The organism is Teichococcus rhizosphaerae, assembly GCF_002631185.1.
GTDB lineage: Bacteria > Pseudomonadota > Alphaproteobacteria > Acetobacterales > Acetobacteraceae > Pseudoroseomonas > Pseudoroseomonas rhizosphaerae.
The window spans coordinates 1-5,751 of the sequence record NZ_PDNU01000088.1; the positions used below are offsets into that span (position 1 = coordinate 1).

Annotated in this window: 1 protein-coding gene, 2 tRNA genes and 3 rRNA genes; 1 reads left to right on the forward strand and 5 read right to left on the reverse strand. The window is 52.0% G+C overall.

Annotated features, from left to right (window positions below; all coding sequences use genetic code 11):
- Positions 1-59 precede the first annotated feature (59 nt).
- The 5 genes from rrf to CR162_RS21420 form a co-directional block, all read right to left on the reverse strand.
- A 5S ribosomal RNA gene (rrf, locus tag CR162_RS21400) occupies positions 60-175 on the reverse strand.
- Positions 176-318: 143 nt separating this feature from the next.
- Positions 319-3,209 (reverse strand): 23S ribosomal RNA (locus tag CR162_RS21405).
- Between the two features lie 225 nt (positions 3,210-3,434).
- Positions 3,435-3,510, reverse strand: a tRNA-Ala gene (locus CR162_RS21410).
- 28 nt (positions 3,511-3,538) lie between these two features.
- Positions 3,539-3,615: transfer RNA gene (locus CR162_RS21415), tRNA-Ile, on the reverse strand.
- A gap of 64 nt (positions 3,616-3,679) precedes the next feature.
- Positions 3,680-5,215: ribosomal RNA gene (locus tag CR162_RS21420) — 16S ribosomal RNA — on the reverse strand.
- Together the 16S, 23S and 5S rRNA genes with 2 tRNA genes alongside form the textbook arrangement of a ribosomal RNA operon.
- Positions 5,216-5,367: 152 nt before the next feature.
- Between CR162_RS21420 and CR162_RS22660 the strand changes: the two genes are divergently transcribed.
- The coding region (locus CR162_RS22660) for a hypothetical protein (protein ID WP_218014957.1) at positions 5,368-5,751 on the forward strand (384 nt) is incomplete at its 3' end.

Here is a 5,751-nt window from a genome sequence, read left to right on the forward strand (position 1 = left end):
TTTTCCGCGCGCAAAAGCAAAACCCCTGGTCATCGCTGACCAGGGGTTTTGGGATAGGAGCTTGACGATGACCTACTCTCACATGGGGAGACCCCACACTACCATCGGCGATGCGTCGTTTCACTTCTGAGTTCGGGAAGGGATCAGGTGGTTCCAACGCTCTATGATCGTCAAGCAATTCGGTTGGATATCCGTTCGCTTGGGCTTACGTCTATCCGGATTCAGGTATGTGATTTCAAGGTGTTTGCGGTTCATGCGAACTTTCGGTTCGTCGACTTCACCTTACAACACACAATCATCAGATTGTTTGGGTGTTATATGGTCAAGCCTCACGGGCAATTAGTACTGGTTAGCTCAACGCCTCACAACGCTTACACACCCAGCCTATCAACGTCGTAGTCTTCGACGGCCCTTCAGGGGAATCAAGTTCCCAGTGAGATCTCATCTTGAGGCAAGTTTCCCGCTTAGATGCTTTCAGCGGTTATCTTTTCCGAACATAGCTACCCGGCAATGCCACTGGCGTGACAACCGGAACACCAGAGGTTCGTCCACTCCGGTCCTCTCGTACTAGGAGCAGCCCCTCTCAAATCTCAAACGTCCACGGCAGATAGGGACCGAACTGTCTCACGACGTTCTAAACCCAGCTCGCGTACCACTTTAAATGGCGAACAGCCATACCCTTGGGACCGGCTTCAGCCCCAGGATGTGATGAGCCGACATCGAGGTGCCAAACACCGCCGTCGATATGAACTCTTGGGCGGTATCAGCCTGTTATCCCCGGAGTACCTTTTATCCGTTGAGCGATGGCCCTTCCATACAGAACCACCGGATCACTAAGACCTACTTTCGTACCTGCTCGACGTGTCTGTCTCGCAGTCAAGCGCGCTTTTGCCTTTATACTCTACGACCGATTTCCGACCGGTCTGAGCGCACCTTCGTACTCCTCCGTTACTCTTTAGGAGGAGACCGCCCCAGTCAAACTGCCCACCATACACTGTCCTCGATCCGGATCACGGACCAGAGTTAGAACCTCAAGCATGCCAGGGTGGTATTTCAAGGATGGCTCCACGCGAACTGGCGTCCACGCTTCAAAGCCTCCCACCTATCCTACACAAGCAGGCTCAAAGTCCAGTGCAAAGCTACAGTAAAGGTTCACGGGGTCTTTCCGTCTAGCCGCGGATACACTGCATCTTCACAGCGATTTCAATTTCACTGAGTCTCGGGTGGAGACAGCGCCGCCATCGTTACGCCATTCGTGCAGGTCGGAACTTACCCGACAAGGAATTTCGCTACCTTAGGACCGTTATAGTTACGGCCGCCGTTTACCGGGGCTTCGATCAAGAGCTTCGCTTGCGCTAACCCCATCAATTAACCTTCCGGCACCGGGCAGGCGTCACACCCTATACGTCCACTTTCGTGTTTGCAGAGTGCTGTGTTTTTAATAAACAGTCGCAGCGGCCTGGTATCTTCGACCAGCCAGAGCTTACGGAGTAAATCCTTCACCCTAGCCGGCGCACCTTCTCCCGAAGTTACGGTGCCATTTTGCCTAGTTCCTTCACCCGAGTTCTCTCAAGCGCCTTGGTATTCTCTACCCGACCACCTGTGTCGGTTTGGGGTACGGTTCCTGGTTACCTGAAGCTTAGAAGCTTTTCTTGGAAGCATGGCATCAACCACTTCGTCATCTAAAAGACGACTCGTCATCAGCTCTCGGCCTTGAAACCCCGGATTTACCTAAGATTTCAGCCTACCACCTTAAACTTGGACAACCAACGCCAAGCTGGCCTAGCCTTCTCCGTCCCTCCATCGCAGTAACCAGAAGTACAGGAATATTAACCTGTTTCCCATCGACTACGCTTTTCAGCCTCGCCTTAGGAACCGACTAACCCTGCGTCGATTAACGTTGCGCAGGAACCCTTGGTCTTTCGGCGTGGGTGTTTTTCACACCCATTGTCGTTACTCATGTCAGCATTCGCACTTCTGATACCTCCAGCAAGCTTCTCAACTCACCTTCACAGGCTTACAGAACGCTCCTCTACCGCGTCACTTACGTGACACCCGCAGCTTCGGTGTGTGGTTTGAGCCCCGTTACATCTTCCGCGCAGGCCGACTCGACTAGTGAGCTATTACGCTTTCTTTAAAGGGTGGCTGCTTCTAAGCCAACCTCCTAGCTGTCTAAGCCTTCCCACATCGTTTACCACTTAACCACAACTTTGGGACCTTAGCTGGCGGTCTGGGTTGTTTCCCTTTTCACGACGGACGTTAGCACCCGCCGTGTGTCTCCCATGCTCGGCACTTCTGGGTATTCGGAGTTTGCATCGGTTTGGTAAGTCGGGATGACCCCCTAGCCGAAACAGTGCTCTACCCCCCAGAGTGATACATGAGGCGCTACCTAAATAGCTTTCGAGGAGAACCAGCTATCTCCGAGCTTGATTAGCCTTTCACTCCGATCCACAAGTCATCCCCTACCTTTTCAACGGGAGTGGGTTCGGTCCTCCAGTCAGTGTTACCTAACCTTCAACCTGCTCATGGATAGATCGCCCGGTTTCGGGTCTATACCCAGCGACTAAACGCCCTATTAAGACTCGCTTTCGCTACGCCTACCCTATACGGTTAAGCTTGCCACTGAATATAAGTCGCTGACCCATTATACAAAAGGTACGCAGTCACCTAACAAGTAGGCTCCCACTGCTTGTACGCATACGGTTTCAGGTTCTATTTCACTCCCCTCTCCGGGGTTCTTTTCGCCTTTCCCTCACGGTACTGGTTCACTATCGGTCAGTCAGTAGTATTTAGCCTTGGAGGATGGTCCCCCCATGTTCAGACAAAGTTTCTCGTGCTCCGTCCTACTCGATTTCACTTCAAAGATCCTTTCGCGTACGGGGCTATCACCCACTATGGCCGCACTTTCCAGAGCGTTCCGCTAAAATCAATGAAGCTTAAGGGCTAATCCCCGTTCGCTCGCCACTACTAAGGGAATCTCGGTTGATTTCTTTTCCTCAGGGTACTTAGATGTTTCAGTTCCCCTGGTTCGCCTCTTGCACCTATGGATTCAGTACAAGATACCTAGGTTATCCTAGGTGGGTTCCCCCATTCAGAGATCTCCGGATCAAAGTCTGTTTGCCGACTCCCCGAAGCTTTTCGCAGGCTACCACGTCTTTCATCGCCTCTGACTGCCAAGGCATCCACCGTATGCGCTTCTTCACTTGACCATATAACCCCAAGCAATCTGGTTATACTGTGAAGACGACATTCGCCGAAAATTCGCGCTTGAACTCGCAAATTTTACCTTGACTTGAATGATCACCAGTGAAAGAGATCATTCAGTCTTACTTCTATCACATACCCGAATTTTTAAAGAACAGTTCTGGTGCAAAGACCAGAAATCAATGTTCATTCACGAACATTCATTTCTGAGCTTTCGACGATTGTTTGGATGGTGGAGCCAAGGAGGATCGAACTCCTGACCTCCTGCGTGCAAAGCAGGCGCTCTCCCAGCTGAGCTATGGCCCCGTATCGGATCACGCAGCACACCAACAATTGGTGGGTCTGGGCAGATTCGAACTGCCGACCTCACCCTTATCAGGGGTGCGCTCTAACCAACTGAGCTACAGACCCAATCGTCTAACCAGTGAATCAAGCAATTCGTGTGGGAGCTTATGAAGAAGCTGAGATCTTCGATTAAGGAGGTGATCCAGCCGCAGGTTCCCCTACGGCTACCTTGTTACGACTTCACCCCAGTCATGAATCACTCCGTGGTAACCGTCCCCCTTGCGGTTAGACTAGCTACTTCTGGAGCAACCCACTCCCATGGTGTGACGGGCGGTGTGTACAAGGCCCGGGAACGTATTCACCGTGACATTCTGATTCACGATTACTAGCGATTCCGACTTCACGCAGTCGAGTTGCAGACTGCGATCCGGACTACGATCGGTTTTATGGGATTAGCTCCACCTCGCGGCTTGGCAACCCTTTGTACCGACCATTGTAGCACGTGTGTAGCCCTGGCCGTAAGGGCCATGATGACTTGACGTCATCCCCACCTTCCTCCGGTTTGTCACCGGCAGTCTCCTTAGAGTGCCCACCCGAGGTGCTGGTAACTAAGGACAAGGGTTGCGCTCGTTACGGGACTTAACCCAACATCTCACGACACGAGCTGACGACAGCCATGCAGCACCTGTGTCTGAGTTCCCGAAGGCACCAATCCATCTCTGGAAAGTTCTCAGCATGTCAAGGCCAGGTAAGGTTCTTCGCGTTGCTTCGAATTAAACCACATGCTCCACCGCTTGTGCGGGCCCCCGTCAATTCATTTGAGTTTTAACCTTGCGGCCGTACTCCCCAGGCGGTCGACTTATCGCGTTAGCTGCGCCACTAAGATCTCAAGGATCCCAACGGCTAGTCGACATCGTTTACGGCGTGGACTACCAGGGTATCTAATCCTGTTTGCTCCCCACGCTTTCGCACCTCAGTGTCAGTATCAGTCCAGGTGGTCGCCTTCGCCACTGGTGTTCCTTCCTATATCTACGCATTTCACCGCTACACAGGAAATTCCACCACCCTCTACCGTACTCTAGCTCAGTAGTTTTGGATGCAGTTCCCAGGTTGAGCCCGGGGATTTCACATCCAACTTGCTGAACCACCTACGCGCGCTTTACGCCCAGTAATTCCGATTAACGCTTGCACCCTTCGTATTACCGCGGCTGCTGGCACGAAGTTAGCCGGTGCTTATTCTGTTGGTAACGTCAAAACAGCAAGGTATTAACTTACTGCCCTTCCTCCCAACTTAAAGTGCTTTACAATCCGAAGACCTTCTTCACACACGCGGCATGGCTGGATCAGGCTTTCGCCCATTGTCCAATATTCCCCACTGCTGCCTCCCGTAGGAGTCTGGACCGTGTCTCAGTTCCAGTGTGACTGATCATCCTCTCAGACCAGTTACGGATCGTCGCCTTGGTAGGCCTTTACCCCACCAACTAGCTAATCCGACCTAGGCTCATCTGATAGCGTGAGGTCCGAAGATCCCCCACTTTCTCCCTCAGGACGTATGCGGTATTAGCGCCCGTTTCCGGACGTTATCCCCCACTACCAGGCAGATTCCTAGGCATTACTCACCCGTCCGCCGCTGAATCCAGGAGCAAGCTCCCTTCATCCGCTCGACTTGCATGTGTTAGGCCTGCCGCCAGCGTTCAATCTGAGCCATGATCAAACTCTTCAGTTCAATACTGCTTGGGTTTTGAGAAAACCCTAAACTTGGCTCAGCAATCGCATTCTCTTAAAAAGAGATAAAACTCTCGAATTCACGAGTGTTACTTGCGTTGCTGATAATCTTGCGATCACCAGTCTTACATCACAAGCACCCACACGAATTGCTTGATTCGACTTGTTAAAGAGCAGTTGGTCAAGGCTTTCGTCTCAACCGAGGCCGCGCATTCTACAGCAACCTCTCGTTCCGTCAAGCGTTATTTTCGAAAATTTTCTTTTCTACTCAACCGCTTGCGCCGACCTTCAAACCATCTTCCGATCAGCGGGAGGCGCATTCTACAGCGTTCAAACTCGCTGTCAAGCACCTCGGTGAAGCTTCGTTTCGAATCCCTTTCGGGACCGAACCGCTGCGGCGAACAACCTGCCGGAGCGCTTCACCACCCCTGGGAGAGAATCCGTAAATCCTTGATTTTCAAGCATTTACTCTTCGTCGTCGCCGGGAGTGGTGCGCATTATAGGGAGATAGAAACTGGCGTCAACACTTATTTGAAA